At 48.6% G+C, this 24,608-nt stretch carries 19 protein-coding genes and 1 tRNA gene; 6 read left to right on the top strand and 14 right to left on the bottom strand.

Features of this window, described 5'->3' with window-relative positions; genetic code table 11:
- Window positions 1-32: 32 nt before the first annotated feature.
- The 4 genes from ectB to JYJ62_RS09675 all read right to left on the bottom strand — a co-directional run bounded on the left by ectB (window position 33) and on the right by JYJ62_RS09675 (window position 5,116).
- Window positions 33-1,322: a diaminobutyrate--2-oxoglutarate transaminase gene (gene ectB, locus JYJ62_RS09690; RefSeq protein ID WP_205342005.1), complete on the bottom strand. Its 1,290-nt coding sequence runs from the start codon at window positions 1,320-1,322 to the stop codon at window positions 33-35.
- 17 nt (window positions 1,323-1,339) lie between these two features.
- Entirely contained in the window at window positions 1,340-1,849 is a 510-nt protein-coding gene (gene ectA / locus JYJ62_RS09685) for a diaminobutyrate acetyltransferase (RefSeq protein WP_205342004.1), read from the bottom strand.
- Window positions 1,850-2,184: 335 nt separating this feature from the next.
- Window positions 2,185-3,195, bottom strand: a complete 1,011-nt coding sequence (locus tag JYJ62_RS09680; protein ID WP_232365755.1) for a DUF4105 domain-containing protein — start codon at window positions 3,193-3,195, stop codon at window positions 2,185-2,187.
- Window positions 3,185-5,116 (bottom strand): esterase/lipase family protein, encoded by a 1,932-nt coding sequence (locus JYJ62_RS09675; protein ID WP_205342002.1) that lies wholly within the window; start codon window positions 5,114-5,116, stop codon window positions 3,185-3,187. The genes JYJ62_RS09680 and JYJ62_RS09675 overlap by 11 nt, the downstream gene beginning before the upstream one ends.
- A gap of 195 nt (window positions 5,117-5,311) precedes the next feature.
- On the opposite strand from JYJ62_RS09675, the gene JYJ62_RS09670 reads away from it, so the two are divergent.
- Window positions 5,312-6,073 (top strand): SIR2 family NAD-dependent protein deacylase, encoded by a 762-nt coding sequence (locus JYJ62_RS09670; protein ID WP_420042833.1) that lies wholly within the window; start codon window positions 5,312-5,314, stop codon window positions 6,071-6,073.
- A 56-nt stretch (window positions 6,074-6,129) separates the two neighbouring features.
- Here the strand turns inward: JYJ62_RS09670 and JYJ62_RS09665 are convergent, their stop codons facing one another.
- On the bottom strand, window positions 6,130-7,578 hold the full coding sequence (locus JYJ62_RS09665) for an NAD-dependent succinate-semialdehyde dehydrogenase (protein ID WP_205342001.1): 1,449 nt from the start codon (window positions 7,576-7,578) through the stop codon (window positions 6,130-6,132).
- A gap of 224 nt (window positions 7,579-7,802) precedes the next feature.
- Between JYJ62_RS09665 and JYJ62_RS09660 the strand changes: the two genes are divergently transcribed.
- The 4 genes from JYJ62_RS09660 (at window position 7,803) to JYJ62_RS09645 (ending at window position 11,525) form a co-directional block, all read left to right on the top strand.
- Window positions 7,803-7,879: transfer RNA gene (locus JYJ62_RS09660), tRNA-Arg, on the top strand.
- 433 nt (window positions 7,880-8,312) lie between these two features.
- Window positions 8,313-9,032 carry an RNA polymerase sigma factor gene (locus JYJ62_RS09655; protein ID WP_205342000.1) on the top strand — a complete coding sequence of 240 codons (720 nt, stop codon included), beginning with the start codon at window positions 8,313-8,315 and terminating at the stop codon, window positions 9,030-9,032.
- 46 nt (window positions 9,033-9,078) lie between these two features.
- Window positions 9,079-9,708: a hypothetical protein gene (locus tag JYJ62_RS09650; RefSeq protein ID WP_205341999.1), complete on the top strand. Its 630-nt coding sequence runs from the start codon at window positions 9,079-9,081 to the stop codon at window positions 9,706-9,708.
- 434 nt (window positions 9,709-10,142) lie between these two features.
- Complete coding sequence (locus JYJ62_RS09645) at window positions 10,143-11,525, top strand: NAD(P)-binding domain-containing protein (protein ID WP_205341998.1); 1,383 nt, start codon at window positions 10,143-10,145, stop codon at window positions 11,523-11,525.
- 118 nt (window positions 11,526-11,643) lie between these two features.
- Here the strand turns inward: JYJ62_RS09645 and JYJ62_RS09640 are convergent, their stop codons facing one another.
- Window positions 11,644-13,506, bottom strand: coding sequence for a diguanylate cyclase (locus JYJ62_RS09640; protein ID WP_205341997.1), 1,863 nt, complete (start codon window positions 13,504-13,506; stop codon window positions 11,644-11,646).
- Between the two features lie 573 nt (window positions 13,507-14,079).
- Here JYJ62_RS09640 and JYJ62_RS09635 point away from each other — a divergent pair.
- Entirely contained in the window at window positions 14,080-14,745 is a 666-nt protein-coding gene (locus tag JYJ62_RS09635) for a TetR family transcriptional regulator C-terminal domain-containing protein (RefSeq protein WP_205341996.1), read from the top strand.
- Window positions 14,746-14,760: 15 nt separating this feature from the next.
- Here JYJ62_RS09635 and JYJ62_RS09630 read toward each other — a convergent pair whose 3' ends face one another.
- From JYJ62_RS09630 to JYJ62_RS09595, 8 genes are all read right to left on the bottom strand, one after another.
- Window positions 14,761-15,567: an enoyl-CoA hydratase/isomerase family protein gene (locus tag JYJ62_RS09630; protein WP_205341995.1), complete on the bottom strand. Its 807-nt coding sequence runs from the start codon at window positions 15,565-15,567 to the stop codon at window positions 14,761-14,763.
- Window positions 15,568-15,641: 74 nt separating this feature from the next.
- Window positions 15,642-16,943: an OprD family porin gene (locus JYJ62_RS09625; protein ID WP_205341994.1), complete on the bottom strand. Its 1,302-nt coding sequence runs from the start codon at window positions 16,941-16,943 to the stop codon at window positions 15,642-15,644.
- A 104-nt stretch (window positions 16,944-17,047) separates the two neighbouring features.
- Window positions 17,048-17,773 (bottom strand): NAD(P)H-dependent oxidoreductase, encoded by a 726-nt coding sequence (locus JYJ62_RS09620; RefSeq protein ID WP_205341993.1) that lies wholly within the window; start codon window positions 17,771-17,773, stop codon window positions 17,048-17,050.
- Between the two features lie 54 nt (window positions 17,774-17,827).
- Window positions 17,828-19,462 carry an ABC transporter ATP-binding protein gene (locus JYJ62_RS09615; RefSeq protein WP_205341992.1) on the bottom strand — a complete coding sequence of 545 codons (1,635 nt, stop codon included), beginning with the start codon at window positions 19,460-19,462 and terminating at the stop codon, window positions 17,828-17,830.
- A 5-nt stretch (window positions 19,463-19,467) separates the two neighbouring features.
- On the bottom strand, window positions 19,468-20,295 hold the full coding sequence (locus tag JYJ62_RS09610; RefSeq protein ID WP_205341991.1) for an ABC transporter permease: 828 nt from the start codon (window positions 20,293-20,295) through the stop codon (window positions 19,468-19,470).
- Between the two features lie 3 nt (window positions 20,296-20,298).
- A complete protein-coding gene (locus tag JYJ62_RS09605; protein ID WP_205341990.1) occupies window positions 20,299-21,255 on the bottom strand; it encodes an ABC transporter permease in 957 nt (318 codons plus the stop codon).
- 40 nt (window positions 21,256-21,295) lie between these two features.
- On the bottom strand, window positions 21,296-22,897 hold the full coding sequence (locus tag JYJ62_RS09600) for an ABC transporter substrate-binding protein (RefSeq protein ID WP_205341989.1): 1,602 nt from the start codon (window positions 22,895-22,897) through the stop codon (window positions 21,296-21,298).
- Between the two features lie 175 nt (window positions 22,898-23,072).
- Window positions 23,073-24,518: an FAD-binding oxidoreductase gene (locus JYJ62_RS09595; protein WP_205341988.1), complete on the bottom strand. Its 1,446-nt coding sequence runs from the start codon at window positions 24,516-24,518 to the stop codon at window positions 23,073-23,075.
- Window positions 24,519-24,608: the final 90 nt, after the last annotated feature.

Genomic DNA, 24,608 nt, shown 5'->3' with positions numbered 1-24,608 from the left:
TAAGGTTAGTTAAGCGTGTTGAGCGGGGCCACTTAAGACGCTTTCACCGCTGCTTGGCTGGGTAATACCGCAGCAAAGGACTCATCTAAAATATCCATGGCTTTATTAATTTGCTCATGGGTAATCGTCAGAGGGCACAGGCACTTAACGACTTGGCTGTGGTTACCACTGGTTTCAATCACTAAACCGTTAGCAAAGGCATGTTGGCAAATTTGTGCAGCCACATCGCCATTGGCACAACTGATACCAATCATCATGCCGCGACCTTTAACAAACAAATTATGTTCGCTGTGGCGACGGGTGATTTTATGCATGCGCTTGGCAATCATTTCACCTTTTTCACGTACGCTTTTGGCAAAGGTATCGTCCTGCCAGAACTCTTCTAAAGCTGCCGCGGCGGTGACAAAGGCATGGTTGTTACCACGGAACGTACCGTTGTGCTCACCGGGCTCCCATTCATCCAGCTTCTCGCGTAATAACACGATAGCAAATGGCAGGCCAAAACCACTGATCGATTTTGACAGGGTGATCATGTCAGGCTTAATGCCCATTTCTTCAAAGCTGAAGAAGGTACCTGTACGACCACAACCGGCTTGAATGTCATCAACAATCAGCAGCATATCGTGCTTACGGCACAGTTTTTCTAGCTTGCGTACCCAGTCAGCAGAAGCAGCGTTGAGACCACCTTCACCTTGTACAACTTCAACAATCACAGCAGCTGGTTTGTCGATACCACTGCTTGGGTCAGACAGCATCTTGTCCATCATGGCAATGGTATTGACCTTATCGCCAAAATAGTTGGCGTAAGGCATACGGCTGACATCAGATAAGGTTACGCCAGCAGCACCACGGTGGTGTTGGTTACCGGTTACCGCTAGCGCACCAATTGAGCAACCATGGAAACCGTTGGTGAAACTGATGACGTTATTACGTCCCGTGACTTTACGCGCCAGTTTCAATGCTGCTTCAACTGCGTTGGTACCGGTTGGGCCAGTAAATTGAATAAGGTAATCTTGCATTTTACGTGGCGTCAAAATTAGGCGATTAAAGGTTTCTAAAAAACGCTCTTTCGCTTCTGAATACATATCCAAACCGTGGGCTAAACCATCGTTCTGAATGTATTCGATTAATGCTTTTTTCAAAACGGGGTGGTTGTGACCGTAGTTGAGGGTACCGGCACCGGCTAAAAAGTCGATGTAACGTGTACCGTCAGTGGTCACCAGTTCAGCACCCTGTGCTTGTTTAAACATCACAGGGAATGAGCGGCAATAACTTCTTACGCCTGATTCGTTCTGTTCAAAATTCTGTTCAAAAGCTTTCATATTCAATCCTGTAATATTTATTGTTTGGAATCGAGAGGCAATGGGCCCGCTCGGTACAGCACTTCGTCTTCATGCAGGCCAGCAAAATGCCGCTGACTTGAGAAAAGTACGGAGGTACTGTGAGAGATTCCTAATTGATTAAAGGCTTTTAAAAATAAAGCCTGAGAGGCGGCATTGTCCGGAGAAATGGTGGTTTCTATAAACCGAACGCCTTGTGCGGCAACCCGTGCAGTGAGGGCTAAAAGCATGCGCAGCGCTAAACCTTGACCTCGCATACTGCTGTCGACAGCAACTTGCCAGACGAAAAGAGTGTCTTGGCGTGCTGGAGGACGGTAGCCAGAAATGAAACCCACCAGGTTCCCATCGGCATTTTCCGCAGCAATAGCAGTATCCGCAAAGTCAGTGCACTGAAGTAAATTGCAGTACACCGAATTGGTGTCTAGGGGCTGGCAGCGAGCGACCAGTTGATGCAGGGCATGGCCGTCACCGTCAGTAGGTTGACGGAGTTTGACGGTAGCAAAACTCAAAATAAATCCTTGTGGTTATTTATTTAGCCTTATTAGAGTAGGCAGCTTAAAAAATAATAACAACCGCGCATTTATGTGAATATGGCTATATAGGCGGCTAAAAAGGCTATTTTTTGATCAACAGCAATTCCCGTTTCGCAGCGCTATAGCTTGCCGAAACGGGAATGACAAACTCAGATTAAAAACGCTTAAAAAAACATTTAAATTATTTTTGTTTTTTTTGATAAAACACTCTTTTTAAGCGGTAAATCTACGAAAAAATACATTTAGCAGGCTAAGTAATCGCTAAAAAGCAGTTGAAAATGGTATTTTTTCACCACTTTTGATTTTTTTGATTACCAGCCTGGCACACCTTGGCGGATGATTTTTGAGTAATTGTCGTTGTTTTGGGCCTGCTTTGAGCGTTCTGTGATGCGTCCTGCGCTGCGTAACTGAGCTAAATCAAAGCCATCTGTCAGGCCATCTTGTTCTTCAACATAGCTGGGCAGGTAGCCGCTCAGTAACAGGCGCGAGTCAAGCGGGAAACTGCCGCTGATATGTTGCATCATGCCGAACACTAGAGTGGTGCAATTGGCGGTGACGGTGTTGTAAAAGCGTGGCTGTTCGATCAGTTGATTGGCCTGCTCGACATAAGATAAAAACAGTTGTCGAGCAATCTGTTTAGACATATCAATACGGTATAAAAACGTATCTTCACCGCGCACATTGGGGCGTACTGCGATCGCATCACGTTCATCGGTGGCTAGAATGCTCAGTTCATATTGTTTGAAAAAACCGGCAATTTCGGAAAATTGCTGGCCTTTCTTTTTGCGTATCTCCACCGAAAAGGTAACGAACTGACCGTCATCAAAGCCAAACGAGACGAGAACGTGTGCAATTGCATCCATGCCCCAGTATGAGGTCAGCATATCCACAGATTGCAGTTTGCTGAGATCATATTGGCGGGTTTCCCAGCGAGGGGTGTAATCGGTTTTTGAGCGCCAGGTAAAGTTGCGCACATTAAATAAAGTGACGTGATCGCCTTCGATACGGCCTGAGGTCATTTCAGCGACATCATCTTCCCATCGGTGTTGATTGGTTGGCGTTAAACTATTCCACCATAGCAACAGCGCTGCATGCAGGGCGAGGTAGATCAAGGCACCTTGCAGTGGGCCTGTCTGCCATAAGCGTACTAGAGCATATATGGACAAACCGACCCAGAGCAACAGACCTGCAGCAAGCCAAGGCATACGCAGAGGCAATTGATAATAGAGTGCTAAAGTGCCCCATGCCGCAGCGCAGAGAATAGTTAACGACAATAGCAGTAGTAAGCTGATTGGCAGCAATGAACGTAGGCTAGTTGACATAAGAAACCTCATTGGTGTCTTGTAAATGCTGATGCAAAATGCGTCTGACTTCAACAATAGCTGCCGGTGTTTCTTGCACGCTGTGCCATGAACGGATAACTTTCTCTGATTGTGCACCCGCTAAATGCGCGCTGTTATAGGGGACAACGCCGTCGCTGGACAGTTGCAGGCTGAGTGATGGTGTGTCATTGCCGATAATAGAGTGATAGGGCACATTGGCCGCAATCGGCAAGTCGGCGGCTAAGCGCACAAAGGGATCTTGATTGCTGAGGTTCGAAATACTGTTCAGCGGTCGCGTTATCGGTGCCGCACTGGCAGAGCTGGGATCAACTAACAACTGGGCAATTTCAGTGACGCGGCCGAGTACAGAGACCGGTAACTTAACCACACCCGCTGCCCAACGTGAGAAGCGGTTTTCTGCAAAGGGTGTGCCACGGTGGGGTGCGGCAATAAAGACTGCACGACTGACTTCTGGCATCGGCTTAAACCACGCATAATCAAGTAACTTTTTTCGTGCTTGCTCCTTACGTTCACCTTGTAATCCATAAGATTTTACAATGGGCTTCCAGAAACGATCGCCTGAGTCGGAAATCAAGAGACGGGCTAAGACACCGCCCATACTGTGACCAATCAACACGACATCTTGAGAAGCACGATTCTGGCCTTTTGGGTCAAACGCTTGCAAAGTGTCTTGGATCGCTTGGCGAATGGCGTGCTGATTGAACGCTAACGGCGCATTGGTTGGATAATAGACCTGCCAGACTTGGAAGTTTTTACGCAAGACTTCATCGCCGAGCACCTCATTGGCAACATTAATCCAAGCCTCTGGGCTACTGGCTAAGCCGTGCAGCATAATGATCACCCGACGTTTGGGATCATAAGGCTGCATTAAGTAGACGCGAGGTTTTTCTAACACTTCTCCACGTCCGACTAAGGTCAGCAGCGATTGCCGAGCAAAACCTGAGCGTGCCAGCCATAAGCCGTAACCTGAGGTGAAATTGGCTGCCAACGGTACTTGGGTACCCGATAACCGCACACTGCTACGCTTGTAGGGGTCGAAACCTAGTAATTCAACATCGTGAGTGTGGAGAACTTCTTCTAAGGTGTCGCCCTTAAAATGTAATATGGCCGTAATTGCCGGAAATGGTGTTTCGCTAAACGCCTCCTCGCGACTGTTTTTACTGACCACGCGCTTGGCCGTAACGGCCACTAATTCAGCACCAATACCATCGCGGCGGTATTGATTGCGCAGGCCTTTAAAGGTCAATGAGGAGGCTGGAATCAATTGCTCGGGTATTCGCTGGCGCTCGGCCAAACGCACTTCATTGAGCTGACCGGCAATCGTCCATTGCTTTGAGGTCACGCTGAACGTCCCATCCTCATCCATACTCTCGCGTAGATTTTGCAAGTGATGATTAAAGGTGCGCGTAACGGTCTGCTGTACGGCAAAGTTATAGTAGTCACGAACTTGTGTTTGTCTATCTTCCAGTGAACGCTGGCTCGGGGAGCGAGGGGTCAAAAACAAATAAGCGTAAGCATGCCGAGCACTTTCTAAATAGGCATTGAGGACCTCATCGGCAAGCAGGCCTTCATTGATCTTCTGATCGATAGAGAGTGCTTCTTGCAGCCAGAGTTCAGCCAAAGCCGACATGCGTTGCTCATCATCCAGACCTATATTGTCTGTCAACTGGCTACGGCATTGCTGCGGCGCGGCGCGGCACTGTTTTTCGCTGATGCCAGCAACTTGTAAAGCAACACCGACTGCCGAACTGAGCTCACCGGTGGTTAAAATATCACCACGACGTTGCGATATATAATCATTGGTACTGACTGAGACAGATTTCACCCCAGCACAGCCACTCAACAGAATAACACTGAGGATGGCACTGCAAATGGCACGAGAAGAGTAAGAGTTGAGCACGTTGTTGCCTATGGAATGGGTGATGCAGAAAATTAAGTCGTGTACACGCTGTTAAACCGTGCCAGAGGAGTGCCTATTTTGAAGGTTATCCAGCGCTAAGGCTATGCTGTCCTAGTATATTTTTAACAGTACGCTATGGTCATAATTAGAACACGACTTTACAGCCTTTCTAGGCTGAGCTTTGGCTGGAGAATAATGATGCGGAAAAACTGTTTACAGGTACCGGCAGAGCTACTTAATGCGCTGCATAAGGCTAAACATGTGGTGGTGTTTACTGGCGCTGGGGTTTCTGCAGAAAGCGGAGTCAGTACTTTTCGTGATGCGTTAACTGGCTTATGGGCGCGTTTTGATCCGCTGCAATTGGCCACACCAGAGGCTTTTTTAGCCGACCCCGCTTTAGTCTGGGGCTGGTATGAATGGCGTCGACAATTATTGCTAAAGGCGCAACCCAATCCTGCACACCATGCCATTGTTAAATTAGCGCAGCGTGTGCCGAAACTGACGGTGATAACCCAGAACGTAGATGATCTGCATGAGCGAGCCGGCAGTGCTGATGTGTTGCACTTGCATGGCAGTATCTTTAACCCGCGCTGCTTTACCTGTACTCAGCCGTACGTTTTAACTCACGCACCAGAGATGAGCCATGAACACGCGTTAGCACCACCGATCTGCAGCCATTGCCAAGGAATGATTCGTCCTGGCGTGGTCTGGTTTGGTGAGGCCTTACCACAGGTGGCGCTGGAGGCTGCGTTTACTGCTGCCGAAAACTGTGATGTATTGCTCTCGGTGGGGACTTCCGGTGTCGTGCAACCTGCCGCACAAATTCCTGCGTTGGCCTTACGTAGCGGCGCTTGGGTTGCGCATATCAATCCCGAGGCGATGCCCTGCCGGCAGTCCCGTGAGCTCAGTTTAGTGGGTGCTGCCGGACAGATTTTGCCATTACTACTGCAAGATTAAATGGTACAAAATTAAGCCTAGGCGACCTGAGAAAAACGGGTCGCCTAGCTGCCTGCTTAACTGATCCCGCCAAAATTGATGTATTTGATTTCTAAGTATTCATCCAGCCCGTACTTAGAACCTTCACGACCCAGACCAGAAGCTTTAACCCCACCAAAAGGTGCTACTTCATTCGAGATTATTCCGCTATTCACGCCAACCATCCCGTATTCCAAGGCTTCAGAGACGCGGAAACAGCGACCAATATCACGACTATAGAAATATGCTGCTAAACCAAACTCGGTATCATTGGCGAGTTGTATGGCTTCTTGATCATCACTAAAGCGCATTAATGCCGCGACAGGACCAAAGGTTTCTTCACGACTCAGCAGTGCATTGTGGGGCACACCGGTTAGCACTGCGGGTTGTAAAAATGTACCTTCTGTAACCTGTCCTCCGAACTCTAGCGTTGCACCCATCTGTACGGCGTCAGCGATATGTGCCTGCGCTTTATCTACCGCAGCTTGATCAATCAATGGACCAATGGTCACACCTTCGCGACGGCCATCGCCCATACGCAATTGCTGCACTGCTGCAGTTAAGCGCTGAGCAAAGTCTGCGTAGACAGAGTCGTGCACATAGAAACGATTAACACAGACACAGGTTTGCCCCGCATTACGAAACTTCGCCGCGATGGCGCCCGTTACTGCAGCCTCGATGTCAGCATCAGCAAAGACAATAAAGGGCGCATTACCGCCCAGCTCTAACGAGACTTTCTTAATATCATCGGCACATTGACGCAGTAGGCTACGACCCACCTCAGTTGAGCCAGTAAACGACAACTTACGCACCAGTGGATTGCCCGTCAGCTCACCACCAATGGCGCTGGCGCTACCGGTCACTACCGATAATACACCGTCAGGAATGCCTGCTTGTTGGGCTAAGACCATTAACGCTAGCGCACTAAAAGGTGTGGCAGAAGCCGGTTTAATCACCATGGTACAACCTGCAGCCAGCGCTGCACCGGCTTTACGGGTGATCATCGCCGCGGGGAAGTTCCACGGGGTAATCGCCGCACACACGCCAATCGGTTGTTTAATCACCATTAAGCGCGAGCTGTTAGACGGGCTGGGTAGCATGTCTCCATACGCGCGTTTACCTTCTTCAGCGAACCACTCGATAAAGGATGCGGCGTAAGCAATTTCTCCGCGAGCTTCGGTCAAGGGCTTACCCTGCTCAAGGGTCATTAATAACGCTAAATCCTCTTGGTTCTGCATGATCAGCTCAAACCAACGGCGCATTATCTGCCCACGCTGCGCTGCAGTTTTGCCACGCCAATCGGGGAGGGCGCTATGAGCCGCGTTAATTGCCCGTTGTGTTTCTGCTGCGCCCATATTAGGCACTGAACCTAAGCGCTCGGCGTTGGCAGGGTTATGCACCGCGATAACCTGCTCAGAATCAGCTGCGCACCATTGCCCAGCAATAAAGGCGTGTTGGCGAAAAAGTGTGGGATCGCTTAAAAGCATGATGACCTCCGGAATACGGCGTAATGAGAGTATCCGTTTGCTGTTGTACAAACGACTGGCGTACTCAGTGAGTTTATTAGGCGACTGCTAAGCAATAAATACAAGTTAAGCTAGTACTGATACGTGAATACTAAGAGCCTATCGAAGACACATAGCAATATGCATCTTCTAGCGTGCAATAGCATGGACGAATGCGAAGCACATGCGTATCATGACGGCCGCGTGCACCAGTAGCTCAGCTGGATAGAGTACTGCCCTCCGAAGGCAGGGGTCGTGGGTTCGAATCCCGCCTGGTGCGCCATTTCTTGAAGATCAATCACACCTCTCTACACTTTTTTGACAGTTGTCTCGCAAGAGCAGCACTCCCTTTTATTGCAGTTTTTATGCAACTGTCACAAGCGCTGTCTTACATCTCAGTCTGCAATCGCTTTTCTTCGTTGATTTGGAAAACATCTTAATCCTGTTATAGCGCCTCTTATGACTGAGGCGTCAGTGCGTTGCAACCTCTGCAACAGTAGAGTCGTTGGCTGTCACTTAGCTGGCTGTTTCTTGCTTAAATTCATCGTTGATAACGATAACCTATGCTCATATTTCACCTGTTAGGGTTGACGAGAAGACGTGTCGGGGTTAATCAACTCTTATCAATCTGAATATCGTGTTAAAGATAGTGTCACCAATTTTGATTTGACACGTCTAATAGTGTGAAAAGCAAAAACTTATTAGAGAGTTTCTATATGAATCACTCAAACGTTGAAGCAAAAATATCACGCGCTGATTTGACCGATGTGAGTTTGCTAGAGCACGCTCGTTTGGGTGATGGCGCCGCTTTTGAACTGATTGTTCGACGCCATAATAGTTCGCTATTTCGTGCGGCAAGAGGTGTTCTTAATAATGAGCATCTAGCACAAGAAGCCGTGCAAGACGCGTACTTGAGTGCATTTATACATCTGGATTCTTATCAAAGTCGTGCATCACTGAAGACTTGGTTAACTCGGATTGTCATCAATCAGGCCATTAGCAGCAAACGCCGACAGCGCCCTGACGTTTCACTGGATGAGAAGGTTATTTTTCTTCACGGCTTGCAACCTGAGGAGAAACAGGCCGTGTCATCTGCAGTTGATCATATAACCCCAGAAATAGCGGCTAGCCAACAAGAAATAAAGTCTCTTTTAGACGCTGCGATTGAGCGCTTACCAGAAATGTATCGCAGTGTTTTTATGTTGCGTGCGGTCGAGGGCATGTCAGTTATAGACAGTGCTTTTTGTTTGCAGGTTACCGAATCTGCGGTTAAGAAACGCCTCTCACGAGCGCGCGAAATGTTACGCAATGACCTACTTCAGCAATTTGATAAGCATACGTTTACTGCTTTTGAGTTTGCAGGAAAGCGCTGTGATGCCGTCACCTTGCATGTAATGACTGAACTCCATTGTAGGGGAATGATTAAGGCTGGCTGAGCTGGCGCATTATTCCACTATTCTAAAAACCGAAAGGAGAATAACAATGAAAACTACAACTCTATTTTTAGCAGCCGCAATGGCTGCTTTTGCTGTCGGACCTGTGTTGGCTGAATCTGTTGATTCGGCGGATGTTAAACATGAGCAAGCAGCGATCAATATGTTTGGCGGTCCTATCTATACTGGTGAGCCGGCATTAGCTGTCACCGCCGCATTGGTTAAAGCGGGCGGAGGTGCTGAAAGCTTTAGTTTTGCTAACGCCTTAGTTTCCATGTTGGGCGAGGAAACGGTCAACGCAGAAGTAGCCAAGCTGACCAAGCAATACGGCGAAGAGGAGGTTAATACTTTTATTGGCGGCATGGATATGGCTATCGGATTCGGACTTAAACGTGCGAGTGAAGCGGGAGTTATTATGCCAGAACCGGCTGATCTTTCCGGCGTAGAGTTAGCGAAAACACTGGTAGAAGCTGGCGTGGCACCGGATGGTGCTTTCTGGAGTGGCTATCTGTTTGATAAAGCCCTCTCTAACAAACTGCATAATCAGGTGATGATTGATATCAATGCCAGTGCTGGTTATGAAAAAGATAAAGTCACGCATAAGATTCTAAATCAAGCGATGTATGACGTTGCCCAGGCGTTGCAAATGAAAGATGTAAAGCTGGCTGACTTACATTAAAAATGACATCTGACTGACTTGCTGCACTGTAGCAGGTCAGTCACTTCTATATGTATCGTACCTCATTGCTATACGCGTAATAGTTGATCTGCAGTGCAGACAGTGTTGCTGCTGTATGGCGTAAAGTGTAAGCGACTAACGGTTGTTATAGTATGTTGGTTACCGAAATGCGGTACTGAAACATAGCCGCATCTGCTCGTTCGCTCTGCAGTAGCAATGGCCGCCTTGATCTATTCTGGCTGGTTAATTGAAATCGAAGTGTCCACTCAGCCCACCATCGAGTCCTTACGTCGCGATACCTATGGTGTCATTTTGTATGGCTGCTTTGTTTGCAGCAAATTGTGGTGCGGGAAGTTTTCGACTATTTAGTCATAAAAACACCAATAGTTAAAAAGTGTTATAGTTATAAGCGATTATTTTTATGTGAGTATCTTTTGACTAAGAAAAAAATAGCTATTTTAGGTGCAGGTCCCAGTGGTTTGGCTCAGTTACGTGCGTTCGAAGCAGCGCGTTTAGCGGGGGTTAAGGATCTGCCAGAGATTGTGTGTTATGAAAAACAAAATGATATTGGTGGCATGTGGAATTACACATGGCGTACAGGGTTAGATCGAAACGGTGAGCCAGTCCACGGCAGTATGTACCGCTATCTCTGGTCAAATGGACCAAAAGAATGTCTAGAGTTTGCCGACTATTCTTTTGAAGAACATTTTGGTCAGCCCATCCCGTCTTATCCGCCGCGTGAAGTGCTTAAAGATTACATCATGGGCCGCATCAATCAGCAGGATATCCGCAAATACATCCGTTTTGAGTGTCCCGTGCGTTGGGTGACTTTTGACGAAGAGAGCAAGATGTTTACCGTTACGGTGATGAACCATAAAACCGGTGAGCAAGAGACCGATGAGTTTGATTATGTCGTTGTTGCGACGGGCCACTTCTCTACGCCAAATATGCCGTATTTTGAAGGTTTGGAAGAGTTTCCGGGGCGTGTGATGCATGCACATGATTTCCGTGATGCCCTCGAGTTTAAAGATAAAGATATTCTGCTGGTGGGTGGTAGTTACTCTGCAGAAGATATTGGTACTCAGTGCTATAAGTACGGCACTAAATCGGTCACGATCAGCTATCGCAGTCAGCCGCTGGGTTACGACTGGCCTGACAGTATTAAAGAAGTACCGGTTATTACGCGTTTTGAGGGTGATGTTGCCTGTTTTTCTGACGGCAGCAGTCAGCGCTTTGATGCAGTGATTATGTGTACCGGCTATTTATTCCACTTCCCCTTCCTGCCTGATGAGCTGCGTTTACAAACGCATAACTGTTTATACCCAGAGAATTTGTATAAAGGTGTTTTCTGGCAGCCCAATCCACAGTTGATTTATTTAGGTATGCAGGATCAGTATTTCACCTTCAATATGTTTGATGCCCAAGCTTGGTATGCGCGCGATGTTATTCTCGGTAAAATTACTTTGCCTGCTTTAGCTGCGCGCCAAACAGACGAGCAAAAATGGTTGGCTGAATATGAGTGCGTCAGTGATGTGTGTGGTGATATCGACTTTCAGGCCAAGTATATTCGTGATTTAAACAATGCCACGGATTACCCCGAGTTTGCCGTAGAGAAACAGGGCGATATTCTAAAGCAGTGGCAAAAAGATAAGCACGCTGGGATTATGACCTTTAGAGAAAAGGCCTACCGCTCGACTTTAACCGGCACTTTGGCACCTGAGTTGCCTGAGCCTTGGTTGGATATTCTTGACGACTCGCTTGAGCATTTTTTGAATTTGTCTTTCTGTACGAAAAAATCCAACAAGATAGCCATCTAGTCGTTAATGAGTCGTGTGTATAGAAATGGCGCTGGAATAATTGCGCGCCATTTTTGTTAGAGCCCTAGTCAGTCGAGAGCCAACAACAGCTTTTATCTGATTTTTTCATCTGAAATACCTACACATCAGGCATATTGATCGTCATCTCTTCAGCACTACAGACTCGATTACGACCCGAGTTCTTGGCTTGATATAGCGCTTTATCCGCTTGTTCTCGTACGCGTGTTTCGTCTTGTCCATACAGCAATACCACGCCAATACTAATGGTGACGTAGATGGTTGCTACTTCGGTGACTGTTGGGGTTGTCGCTATGCGCTCACGGATACGTTCGGCCAGTTGCAAGGCTTGCTGCAGATTTACTTTGGGCAGCAGCGCTGCAAACTCTTCTCCGCCCAAACGGCCGCTAAAATCATCGTGCCGCAGGCTATCGTGTATAGCGCGCGTAACATGTTGGATAACCCGGTCGCCAGTTGGATGACCGTAGGTATCGTTGACCTGCTTAAAGTGATCAATATCGATCATCAATAAAGCACCTGGAGCATGTGACTGACTAAGCTTGATTTGCTGATGCAAAATATCCAAAAAGCTGCGACGGTTGTGCAACCCGGTGAGCGTATCTGTGGTTGCTAAAGTGAACAGTTCTTGTTCCTTTTGTTTGCGTGAGCTTATATTTTGAATAAACCACACATGACCTAAATAACTATGGCCACGTTGAATCGGAACCCAATCAATTTCAAAAATATGACCGGCACTGTCCTCAACCTCAGCGAGTTTGCGCTTCTCTATAGTGTTGGGTGACATCTGTAGCCACAGTTTCTGTTCCTGTTTTAGAGCACTTAGAAATTGGCTGTGATGTAATCCAGTCAAGTGCGAGGGTTCTGCATCAAGGTTAAGCAGCGAGCACAACGCTTCATTGGCAGTGATAATAAAGTTGTTTTCGTCTTCAATCAAAACGCCGAAGGAAATACGATTGAGGAGTGCCGCTATGCGTTCTTGAGCTTGTAGTAGAGAGTTATTTTGCTGAGATTGAAGACATACCAAACGAGTAATCCAAAGCGCAGCTAGCAATAGCAGGATGCTACCTATAAGGTTTTGTATCCTGCTTTGCTGAATTGACAGCAATACAGGGCTCAACACTTTTTCTTTCCCTAAGCCTAAATTAAGCACAATAGGAAAGTCTGGAAGACGGTGCCAAGCATAGATACGTTCGACTCCATCGAGAGGCGCTATTGCAGTGTAGTTACCATTGCTCTTATCGGGTCGCTGAATAAACTCAATCTCAGTCGGTATTTTATTATGCAGTGATTCTTCGAGCTTATAAGTGCGTGCAAGGTATTGCCCATTATTTAGAGTAAGCATGACCACGTCGTCCTTGGTCGGATAAATCTGCCTAAATGCGTCGGCCAGGTATTCGCCAGGTACCGAAGCAGTAATTGTTCCAGCAAACTGTCCGTTAACCTCAAGTCGATGATTAAATTGTATCGTCCAACGCTGAGTTATCTCATTATGTATTGGTTCGCTGATCGAAAAAATCGGTTGGTTTTTTTGAGTGAGTTGCTGAAAATGATCCCGCTCGGCCTTAGAGAGTTTAGGTATTGGCTGTTCAAGTGGCGTATGGCTGTTAAACAGCACACGGCCCTCAGCGTCTCTGACAAGAATGAGATCCAGCGAGTTTTTCAAAACACCTTGTTTGGTCAGTTTAATCAGCTGGGTAAACATGGTTTTATCTTGCTCGAACCAGTGCTCAGCCAAGTGTTCAAGAACAAACTTAATACTTAACAGTTGCGAGCGTGCTTGCATGCTCAGTGCATGAGCCGTTTGGCTGGCGCGTAACTTGGCATTTTGCTCGACTTCGTTGATTTCGTTTTGATGAAAAGCGTCTAAACGTAACCAGTAAGTGATCAAAAGGGCTAAAAAAAACAACCAAGTTAAACCGATGCGTTTCCACGTTCGGTGATGGGAAAGATTGCTCGTTAGCATGCTGACTCTCTTAGCAAATGTGGTCCTAGCAAACAGTTACCTGCGCAAGTAGGGCTGCTCAAAACTAATGTTTTATCTATAGAACTGATGCTTAAGTTTTATTTTATATAACGTTTAATTCGACTTGTCTGCAGGCGCTATTGTCTGAACTAGCAGCGCTTAAAAATTGACTAAAAGAGCCAAAAGCAGGCGAATATCGCTAATAACCATTAATTATATCGTAGGCTTTAGACTATCCATACGTATTTGATCAACCTTTACGACGATTGGTTATTGATTTTAATCGAAGAGATAACGTGTGAATCCCTGACAGCATAATAAAAAGCCATGATCACCGATCATTACGGGACAGCGGGCGTCTGCTGCTGACTCGGTCTGTAAATCATAATTGCCCCGTATTTAATAGTCAGAGTGTCTTGCCGCACCTGATCAATGACCAACAACGAGGGAGTAATCACGCTATACTTACGACACAGATTAAGCCGCTCATTGAGCGCTGTATTTTTAGTATTTACATTAAATAAAAATAAACTGTAGGTCGACTTTAGAGCCATTAACAAGGACTTGGCGAACATGAAAGTAGCTCCACAAGTGAACTTCACGCGAATGGATCCTGAGGTGCGTAAGGCACATTTGGTTAATGCAACTTTGACCTGCCTTAAACAGCATGGTTTCCAAGGTATGTCTGTACGGAAGATTTGTGCGCAGGCCGGTGTTTCACCAGGCTTAATCAGCCATCACTATTCAGGTAAGGATGCGCTGGTGGCTGAAGCGTACCAAACCATTACGCGCAAAGTGATGGGGCAGCTGCGTGTTGCGATGGCTGAAAATGTTGGCGAAGGGGTACGCACCCAGCTATCGGCCTTCTTTCAAGCGTCTTTTTCAGAAAAACTATTGAATACCTTTCTACTTGAAGCGTGGCTCGCGTTTTGGGGAGCGGTGAAAACCGCAGACACTATTCGTGAAGCACATGATAAATCCTACAAAGAGTACCGTTCGATTCTAGAACAGGTGCTTGAGCAATTAGCCCTGGAGCAAGGCTGGCAGCAGTTTAATTATCAGCTGGCAGCCATCAGTCTGACAGCGCTCATCGATGGCTTATGGTTGGAGCATGGTCTCGATCCTGAAACCTTTACCCCTGCGCAAGGGGTGCTGATTTGTGAGGCGTGGGTCGATGGTTTACTTGCGGGAGGTTACCAACGCCTCTGTCAATCAGAGGCAGCTCAGCTTAATGCTTGAGCTCAAAGCATTAAGCTATTGAGCAAATGACGCTGCTCGTTTCTCTGAGAAAGCAGCGATGCCTTCAGCAAAATCAGGATGCATGGCACTATTTATAAAGGCCTGTAGTTCCTCGGTCAATTGTCTATCTAACGCGCTAAGTGATGTGTGTTTAATCAGACGTTTGCTGTTGCGAAAGGCACAGGCTGGCGATGCTGCCAGTGTCTGAATCAGAGCGTCAAGCCGTTGTGTAAAATCTTCATTGCTCTGCAATTCGCTAATTAAGCCCCACTCCAGCGCTTGCTCTAAAGGCATGGGGTGATTGTGCAGTATCCACTGTAAAGCGCGGCGTTCGCCAATTAACTGTGTCAGTAAATAGCTAAGACCGCCATCTGGGCTGGCTGCGATGGCGGTATACGCTGGTAGTAAACGACTGCGCTGGCTGGTGATGACTTGATCAGCGAGGCAGGCCAAGCTCAGACCAAAGCCTGCCGCCGCGCCATCAACGCAGGCAATCAGTGGGCAGGGCAGCGCGGCTAAAACGCGAATAACGTCTTGCGCTGTGGCGATATAATCGTGCAACAGTGGTAAGCGCTGCGCTTCAGGCAGGCTGCACAACTGTTGAAAATAGTGGACATCGCCGCCGGCACAGAAGTATCCAGATTGACCGAGCAATAACACGCCTTTCAATTGGCTATCGGCTGCTAGCGTGCGGGCGATCTGCAGTAATTGCTGCATACTCTGCAGGTCCAAAGCATTGCGTGCAGCGGGGCGGTTGAGGGTAATTAGGGCGATATTGCCGCGCCGTTCCAGAAGAATATTGGCTGACTGACTAGCGTTCATCGGACTCTCGACATAGAAGAATGAAGGGACCAGCTCGCAACAACCTGCCGAGCTGGTATGAGGCTCAAGGTGTATTAGAAAATATTCAGAGGGTATTCAACAACGACGCGGAAACGATCAACATCAATGTCTGATTTACCCGAGGTCATGCGGTGGCTGGCGTGACGAACGCGGACCATCAGATCCTTGGCCGGGCCGCTTTGTACCACATAGCGTGCATCAAGATCGGTGGTGTGGTGTTTTTCATTTTTGCCGTAGTAAGCGTAAGGGCTGCTTGCTGCTGTTTTGCTACCATCGATATCACTGCCACGCACATGGCGAATCGAGAAGCTGGCGCCGGGTACGCCGTAAGAAGCGAGGTTTAATGAGTAGCCGATCAGCCATGATTGCTCATTGGGTCCGTTAAAGTCGGCATATTGTGAAGCGTTGCCGAGGTAAATCGAATCCTGGAAGCCACCGCCACTCATCATCAGGTAATCCTGCGGCTGATCGCCATGGATTTTCTGATAGCCGAGGCTGAAGGTGTGCGCATTAACGGTATAGGCGGCGGTCAATGAACCTGCGGTGACATCGATATCACCTGCTAAAGCTTGTCCTTGCTCATCGGTACGGTAGAGGTTGGCATCCAGGTTTAAGCTGCGCTGCTCGCCCAAGGCAAACGTATAGTTGGCGTTGAGGTAGTGCTGACGCCAGAGGTCTTCATAGCGCGAGGTATAAGCGGTGACATTAGCGTTGTCGCTGATACGGTAAGAACCGCCTAAATAGTCGATATTGCCACCTTTAACACCGGCATAACCGGCATAAAAGTCGCCATCACTGTGGCTCTGGTTGTAATCTTTGCCGGACGTGAAGTGTCCTGCATCTAAGTCTAAGCCGTCGATTTCACTGCTGGTCAGCATAAAGCCAGTGGCGGTTGCAGGTGTTAGGCGAGTATCTGCTAGAGCAAACACTGGGTTGTAAGGACGTAAGTTACCGTAATGTAGCTCACTTTTTGAAATGCGCATTTTCACCGAGCCACCCGCAGAGCCGGACTGGTCACGTGAATCACCATTGCTCTGCAGTGGGAACATATCGGTACGATTACGTCCGCGGCCAGAGTCCAGCTTAAAGGATGCATAGGCGTGTGCATCCAAACCAAAACCAACCAAACCTTCGGTATAACCTGAGGTGAAGTGAGTCAGAATGCTGTGCCCCCATTCACGACCATCTTTACCTCCGCTGTGATTATCACTGTTGTAATAATAGTTGCGGTTTAACACAGACAAGTGGCTGTCGGCGATAAAGCCGCTGTCGCTTTGATCTGCCGCATAGGCGGCTTGCATAACAAATAATGGAGAAGCTATTAGGCTGACAATTTTATTTTTATTCATAGTCATCGTCTCTCAGGATGTGTAGTAATGCTGACTTTTATTGATTAGCAGTGGATAGAAGGTGTATGTCTGTGCTCGTAGTGAGATACCTCTGTTGATGTGCCTAGTAATCAGCCGTTATTGGTCTGCACAGCCGGCTGTAAAGGATATAAACGCTCGTCAAATTGATCCAAGCGAGGGAACACTAGCGCTTGGTCTTGATCAATATTGTCCAGACGTTGTGCAAAATCGTTGAGAAAAGATTCACGCGCATCTTGGCTGATATACGGCACATGCCAAGCGATAAAGGGCGGCAGCACTTCCATCCCGGTGTAAGCGAGAGTGCCACGCAGTAATGGTCGCAACATGTCTTCAAGTGGGCCATGGATGGCGTCTTCGCCGAACATATGTTCGCGACCACCGAGAGTTAGGCTGACCAAGACTTTTTTGCCGCGTAAACCGCCTTGATCATAGAAGCGCTTGCCGCCATAACAGACGCCAGAGACCAAAACGCGATCGAGCCAACCTTTAAGAATCGCTGGCACAGAAAACCAGTAAATCGGAAAGTTAAGAATCAGCAAGTCAGCCCACAATAATTTGTCCAGTTCTTGCTGAATATCGCTGGCGAGGCTTTTGTTTTTGACCGCTTGACGCTGCTCAAGGGCATACACCAAATAGTCTGGGTTTTCGCAGTTATTAAAGTCTTCAGCGCTGGCGATTGGGTTCCAATTCATCGCATATAAATCAGACACTTGGACGGCGTGACCTTGTTTTTCTAGAGTTGTTACGGCCTGATCACGCATAGCGCTAGTAAATGACTTTGGTTCAGGGTGGGCATGGACAATCAATACATTCATAGTTTTTACTCCAAAGATGGACTCTAAGCTGCCCGTGGGCAGCGGGTGATATCGTTAATTCGCCTGCTGTCGAGCGAGGTGGGTGTCGAGCCAGTCAGGATCCATTTGCGGTTCGGATGAAAACAGCAAGTCGGTATAGGGCTTGAACGGCGGCTTAAAGATCGCTTCGCGCGCACCGTAATCGACAACTTTGCCCTGTTGCATAATCACCACTTCATCAGAAATGGCGCGTACCGTTGCGACGTCATGGGTGATAAATAAATACGACACGCCGAGTTGCTCCTGAACCTGTTTCAGCAGCTTGAGGATGCCTTCGGCGACCAGCTGATCTAGCGCTGAAGTGACTTCATCACAGATGATTAATTCCGGTTCTGCAGCCAGCGCTCGGGCAATACAGACGCGCTGTTTTTGTCCACCCGACAGCTCACTAGGGCGGCGATACATAAACTCTTCAGGGTCGAGTTCGATCATGCTCAGCAGTTCGCGAATGCGCTGCTCTTTGGCTGCGCCTTTTAAACCAAGGTAAAACTCGAGCGGCCGACCAATAATTTCATTAATGCGCTGGCGCGGATTCAGAGCGGTATCTGGGTGCTGATAGATCATCTGGATCTGTTGCAGCTGGGTTTTACTGCGCTGACGAAAATCTTTTGGTAACACTTCTCCAGCAAAGAGTACCTGGCCCTGATCAGGCTGCAGCAAGCCAGTGATCACTCGCGCCGTGGTGCTTTTACCACTGCCGGATTCACCGATAACTGCTAGGGTTTGTCCTTTGAACAGCTGCATCGAGACGTCACTCAGGACTGGGTTTTTACCATAACTAGCAGAGATATTTTCGATTGCGAGCAGCGGTGCTTCGGCAGTAGGACGCGGTTTCGCTTCACTTTTAAAACAGCGCACGGCCCACAGCGACAGCGTGTAAGGATTCTCCGGCGCTTTCAGCATCTTGCGGGTTGGCGCTTCTTCGGCCAGTTGTCCGTAGCGCAACACCATAATGCGGTCGGCCATTTGGGCGACGACGGCGAGGTCGTGGGTAATATAAATAGCTGCGGTATGAAAGCGTGACACAGCATTACGAATGGCGGCCAGCACATCAATTTGCGTGGTGACATCCAACGCCGTGGTCGGCTCATCAAAAATAATAAGATCTGGGTGACAGGCCAACGCCATGGCTGTCATCGCCCGTTGCAGTTGACCACCAGAGAGTTGGTGTGGGTAGCGTTGACCGATATTTTCCGGATCGGGTAGACCGAGAATTCGATACAGCTCAACCGCTTCGGCTTTGGCTTGTTGGCGTTTAATCCCGCCATTACGAATGGCTGTTTCAATATGCTGATCAATTAAACGGTGCGCTGGATTGAAAGAGGCCGCGGCACTTTGTGCGACATAGGCAATACGCAAACCATGCAACTGTCGTAGTTCATCGGCACTGCAGTTGATTAAGTCGATACCATCGAAGCAAATACTGCCTTGGGTGATACGGCAACCATCTTTGGTGTAGCCCATTGCAGCTAAACCAAGCGTGGATTTACCCGCACCGGACTCACCTATTAATCCCAGAACTTCGCCACGGTGCAGGGTTAGATCGATACCGCGAACGATGGGCTTCCACTTCTCATCGGAGAAGCCTTCAAGGTGTAGGTTACGTATTTCTAGCAGCACATCAGTATGCTTTTCTTGTTCTGTTGACATGGTCATTACCCCTTTAAACCACTGGTTTTGTGCAGCACCCAATCCACCACAAAGTTGACCCCAATCGTCAGTAAGGCGACGGCCATGGCAGGCAATAAGGGGGTGAAGTCACCAAAGGAGATCATGACTGCGTTTTCGCGCACCATGCTGCCCCAGTCGGCGGTCGGCGGTTGAATGCCTAAGCCTAAGAAAGACAACGCACTGATAAACAAGAAGACGAAGCAGAAGCGCAGACCAAACTCAGCCACTAGTGGCGGCAAAGTGTTGGGTAAAACTTCACGCCAGATCAGCCAGACTAAGCCTTCACCACGCAGACGCGCGGCTTCGACGAAATCTTGCACCACGACGTTCATGGCGACGGCGCGGGATAAGCGAAACACGCGAGTGGCATCCAGCAGGGCAATCACTAAGATCAGAGAGACCGCGTTGGTGCCAACGACACTGAGAATCAGTAGCGCGAAGATCAACTGTGGAATGGCCATCAGGATATCAACCACTCGCGACAGACCTTGATCGATCCAGCCACCTTTGATCGCGGCCATTAAACCAGCCAGCCCACCGACGACGAAGGCCAAGATGGTAGTGACAAACGCGATACTGATGGTGTTACGTGCGCCGTAAATCAGCCGGCTGAGCACGTCGCGTCCTAGGTTGTCGGTGCCCAGCCAGAACTCTGGACTCCATGCAGCATAGCCGTCGCCCACGACTTCAGTTTCACCATAAGGGGCTAACCAAGGGGCAAAAATCGCGACAAAGCTGTAGCTTATAATTAATAGGATTCCTATTTTTGCGCTCAGTGGTGCTTGGCAGAGGCATCTCAGACATTTTTTCATGATTTAACCTCTTGGGTGCATTAAGCGAGGGTTACTGGCAATGGCCAGCACATCCGCTAAGGTGTTAAGGGAGATATAGGTCATGGCAAAGATCAAACAGCAGACCTGCACCACAGGGATGTCGCGCTTAGCCACCGAGTCGACCAGCAATTGGCCAAGACCTGGGTAGACAAAGACCACTTCGACCACGACCACACCGACCACCAGGTACGCGAGGTTAAGTGCCACCACGTTGACAATGGGAGCGAGAGCATTGGGTAAGGCATGGTGGAAAATAATGCGTGCTGGACGTATGCCTTTTAGGCGCGCCATTTCGATATAAGGACTGGCCAAGAGATTAATTAATGCTGCTCGGGTCATGCGCATCATCTGCGCGATAACCACGAGACTTAGAGTGATCACCGGTAGAATTGAACTCACCAGTATTTCGCTGATGGACGAATCAGGCGAGATATTAGACATGCTGGGCAGCCAATCAAGTTTGATTGAGAACAGCAAAATCAATAGGTAGGCAACAAAGAACTCAGGAAAGGATACCGAGCTTAAAGCCATGGTATTCATCACTCGATCGAACCACGAGTTACGGTACAGCGCGGTTAGGATGCCCAGTGTCAGAGCGATGGGAACTGAGACGATAGCGGCAAATGCTGCTAACAACAGCGTGTTGCCTAAACGGGTCGAGATTAAGTCAGCAATAGGACGTTGGTTGGCTAGAGAAACCCCTAGATCACCTTGTAGCAGTTGACCAAACCAACTAATAAAGCGCTGCAGGGGCATTTGATCCATGCCCAATTGCGTGCGCAGCGCTGCAACCGTTTCAGGTGTGGCCGACTGACCGAGCATGGCTTCGGCAATATCGCCCGGCAGCATACCGACGGCGAGAAAGACGATCACTGAAACCGCAAACAGCGAAAAGATACCCAGCGCGATGCGCTGGCCCAGTAATTTAAGAACAGACATTGACTTAACCTCTTGTTATCGACGAAGGAGCAGAAGACTCTTAGGCCTGCCACCAGCGTTCGATAATGCGTAAACCATCCAATTCGCCGTACGGTGCCGTGACTCCACCGTGCGTCACTCGAGTTGAGCGTGCCGCTACTGAGTTGGCAAAAACTGGAATGATCGCGCCGCCATCATCACGGCAGAGCACCTGCATTTCGTTGTACATCTCGCGACGTAAATCATCATTGAGCTCACCGCGGGCTTGCAGCAATAACTCATTGAAACGCGGGTTGTTCCAGTAGGTTTCGTTCCAAGCGGCCTTGTTGGCATAGCCCAGACTGAACATACGGTCAGCGGTTAGGCTGCTGTAAAAGAACGAGGTGGTCAGCGGACGCTTCATCCAGACGTTGGAGAAAAAGCCATCTGCAGGTTCGCGAATTACATTAAGGTCAATATTGGCTTTGCGGGCGTGTTCTTTGAACAGAACGGAGGAGTCAACTGCACCCGAGTAAGCGGCATCAGAGGCGTGCAGATCGACCTTGAATGATTCCATCCCAGCCTGACGCAGGTGGAAGCGCGCTTTATCAGGATCATATTGGCGCTGTTCAAGATCTTTATTAATAAAGCGGTGATTGGGTTGCAATGGATGGTCATTACCCACTGAGCCATAGCCACGCAGGATTGATTTAAGAATGGCTTCACGGTCAATGCCGTACTTCATCGCCATACGCACGTGGTTATTTTTAAATTCGTCACTGCTGCAGATCATTGGGAAGGTGTAATGCTGCGAGCCTTTTGTTTCTTCAATGACTAAGCGTGGATTACGCTTAAGTAGGTCGACGGTTTTTAAGTCGACTTTATTGATTACGTCAACTTGACCGGTCATTAACGCATTAACGCGTGCTGCGCCATCAGAAATACCGAGCAGCAGTGCTGAATCGAAGTGCGCACGGCCAGGTTTCCAGTAGTTTTTATTGCGATCAAGGACGAGACGTACGCCCGGCTCAAACTGTTTAATTTGATAGCCGCCGGTACCAATACCTGCACGCCAGTTAGCAACACCATCTTCGCTCGGCATAATGGCGAGGTGATAATCAGCAACGATATAGGGGAAGTCGGCGTTGCCTGATTGCAGCTCAAAGACCACCGCATCGCTGCCTTGCGTACGCACATCGACCACGGCAGCGAGTAGGGTCTTCGCCGCTGATGTTGAGTTTTCGCCCAGATGATGTTGAATCGAGGCAACCACATCTTCGGTAGTCAGAGTTTTGCCGTTATGGAAGGTGACTCCCGGACGCAGTTTAAAGGTCCAGATACGCGCATCTGGAGAGGCTTCCCAAGATTCAGCCAGTTCTGGTATTACTTCCCCTGTCACATCAATTTCAGCTAATGTATTGTAGACTGCAGAAAAGCCGACAAAGGTGAAGGTATCGCTCCAGCTGCCTGGATCGAGAGAGTCTGAGGTGCTGCTGCCAGCGAGACCGAGTTTGAGTACGCCACCTGCTTTCGGCGTAGGCTGTGCAGCCCAGCTATTGAGGGGCAGACCCATGGCGCAGACTGCGCCGATCATTCCAGCCATCGCGCTGAGTTTGAGGAAATCACGACGGTCAGTGCCGCCTTGAAAAATTGTTGGATTGCTGTTTTTGTTTTTATTGTCCATGTGCGGCACCCTTGGTTGTTGTAATAGAAAACGGGGTCGACTTGACAGTAACGTCGTATGACAGTTCTTTGTTATTCAATTGTTACTGTCACAGTAACATTAGCAATTAAAATAAAGCCGTACAATACTTTTTTTACGATAAAAATCAGATCTTAGACGAAAGTTTAAAAGACGCTTATGTCTGTGGATCGCCACACAGCGCATTTAAAGCTGTCTGCTGTATCTCAGTTGAGCTGGGTTGCAGGTCAAAGACCTTGCCAGGGTTGAGTATCCCTTGTGGGTCCAACAGGTGTTTCAGGCGACGCATCAAGTCAATCTCTTCAGGTTTGCGGCTATAGGACAAGTAAGGCTTTTTCTCTAGACCAATGCCATGTTCAGCTGAAACCGCGCCTTTAAACTCAGCCAGAGTGCTATAAACAATCTCTTCAACCTGTTGCGGATCGGGCAGTGGCTGGTGAAAACCAGTGGTCAGATGCAAATTACCATCGGCGAGATGTCCGAATACTAAGAGTATTGCGCGTGGATCGAGCGCCTTCAGGCGCGAGTCGAGAAGATTGACAAAGGTATCCATCTCGCGAATCGCTAAGCTGACATCAAAACCTTGCGTGCGGTCGAAGTAGCGCTCTTCAGCTTCATAGGCTTCACGAATTGCCCAAAATGTGTGTCGCTCAGCTTCGGACTGTGCGATCAAGGCATCGCAGAATAACTCCTGCTCATAGGCCTGCTCGAGTGTTGCTTCAAATAGCGCAGTCAGCTGTTCGGTGTGCTGGCCTTGAAATTCGACCAGGACATAGAACGGATAACTCTGGGTAAAGGAGCGATTGAGCTCAGCGTAGTCGCCGATATTCATCTCCCAAAAGCTTTTCCACATCAACTCAAACGCGCAGAGCGCGCCCATGCCGTGACGATCGAGGTGTTGCAGCAATGCGGTGACTTGGCTAAAACTGTTTGCCGTGAGTAGTGCTGTGGCGTTCGCGCGTGGCAAAGGTTTCAAACGTAAAACAGCGCGAGTAATAACTCCTAGGGTGCCTTCGCTGCCGATAAATAGCTGTTTGAGATCATAACCGCTGTTGTTTTTCTGATAACTATTGAGCGCTGAAATCAGCGTGCCGTCGGCCAGTACCACTTCCAAACCGAGGACTTGCTCGCGCATCATGCCATGGCAGAGCACGCCGAAACCGCCAGCATTGGTGGCTAACATGCCGCCGATAGTGCAGCTGCCGCGTGCGCCAAGATCGACAGGGAACAACAAGTCGTGCTTATTCACTTCCTGTTGTACGCGCTCAAGAATAGCACCGGCTTGTACCGTGACATGACGACCAATACTGTCGATGTCTTCAATGGCTTGCATGCGTTCCAGAGAGAGCATGATGTCTTGTGCAGTACAGGCTGTCGCTTCGGCAAGGCCCGTGTTGCCTCCCAAAGGAATCAGCACTTGGCCGACTTGGTGGCAGAGTTTTAGGCAGGCGCAGAGCTGCTCGGTGTTCGCCGGACGTAGAATAGCAAGGGCTTGCATCGGTTGTGGGTGCCAGTAGGTGCCGATGCGCTCAGCGACTGCGCTGCCGGTAACAATGCCGCTGGTACCAAGTATTTGCGTGAGCTGAGTCAGTAGGTTGTGCATGGGTTTTCCTCTCTCGGCGTGGCTATGCCAGACGCTGTTGTAAAATAAATAGTTGAATGTACGAGCATTTTCTAATTGTTATGGGCACAA

Source organism: Denitrificimonas caeni (genome assembly GCF_905120345.1).
Taxonomy (GTDB): domain Bacteria; phylum Pseudomonadota; class Gammaproteobacteria; order Pseudomonadales; family Pseudomonadaceae; genus Denitrificimonas; species Denitrificimonas caeni_A.
The sequence above is the reverse complement of the archived record's forward strand: the minus strand, read 5'-3'. Positions and strand labels throughout refer to the sequence as shown.